Below are 1,072 nucleotides of genomic sequence, written 5' to 3'. Positions count from 1 at the left end.
GCTCAACTAATAATCGCATGCATTTTTCTTTATTGGATCGTTTATGCAATCCAAGAGCCTGCTTGCACTCTGCGACTGTGTAAGTATGTATTTCTATGCCTTTTTCATTTAACCATTGCTCAATAGTTGCCTGGAGCGCCGATAGTTTCGGCGATTCGACCGTGACCCTGGGCGTTTTTATGGCAATATGATTTATTTGAAACTTTGAAACATATCGGTCAATAAGCGCGATAATTCTTTGAGGTTTCTTTTCAGACCATGCTCCAAAAAACGCCTTAGAAGCAAAATATGGTACCCGGTCGCCCTGTACGACAGCAATGCCGAGTTTGCGAGTGCCGAGGCTAATCCCGAGCACTCTTTTGGACTCCATACCGTTTTACCCGTGAATTATAAATAGCTGCCCTGCTTATTCGCACTTCGTTATCTGGAACATCTAATGCTTCTTGCAGTTGTTTTTGTAAAGACCATAATTCGTACTTCCTGACTAGCGAAAGATGCCATTGCATTGATTTGTGGTCATTCAATGCGTCTGCAAATTTATACGCGAGGTTTTGTTCCTCATAAGTATAATCATTCATCACTTTATTTGTGGATTAGGTTGTTAATAATCGAGTGCTTTAGTTGGAACGTTCGTACGTCATACGTTTTATTGATAAAACGTTCGTTCGTACGTTTTATACGCTTCCTTCCAACTGGAAAGAAGTTGCAATACCAAAGGAATAGATTGTTGGCAGTCTATTTTTATTTTTTTATTCGCCTAAAGGACAGTTAGGATAGTGATGTCCTTTATAGGGAAGGTACTAGTCAGTAAAATGAGGCTTGTTTTTTCTTGCTAGAAATTCCTTTTCAGCAGCATCAATTTCTGCCACCACCTGCTTATATGATTCTTCAAAAAGATCCTCTGGCATGATCCTATGGAGCCTGCTTAATTTGAACGCATCGAAAAGGTTATTTTTTCTAGGAACAAATTCGGCTTCACTGGAATCTATTTCAGCCACGGCCAACTTATATAAGTCCTCAAATAAATGAGCGGAAGTGGTCCTGCAAAGCCTGCTTAATTTAAAAGCAGTGA

The 1,072-nt window shown here is 39.8% G+C and carries 2 protein-coding genes; both read right to left on the bottom strand.

Annotated elements, in window-relative coordinates; genetic code table 11:
• Positions 1-370 (bottom strand): hypothetical protein (locus A4R26_RS05760; protein ID WP_081161931.1); only part of this gene is annotated, 370 nt, incomplete at its 3' end.
• A gap of 430 nt (positions 371-800) precedes the next feature.
• Positions 801-1,072, bottom strand: a 272-nt coding sequence (locus A4R26_RS05750) for a hypothetical protein (protein WP_207625686.1), incomplete at its 5' end; no start/stop codon positions are given.

It is taken from the genome of Niastella populi, assembly GCF_002078015.1.
Taxonomy (GTDB): Bacteria; Bacteroidota; Bacteroidia; order Chitinophagales; family Chitinophagaceae; genus Niastella; species Niastella populi.
Note: the sequence above shows the minus strand (reverse complement) of the source record. Positions and strands in the feature narration are given on the sequence as shown.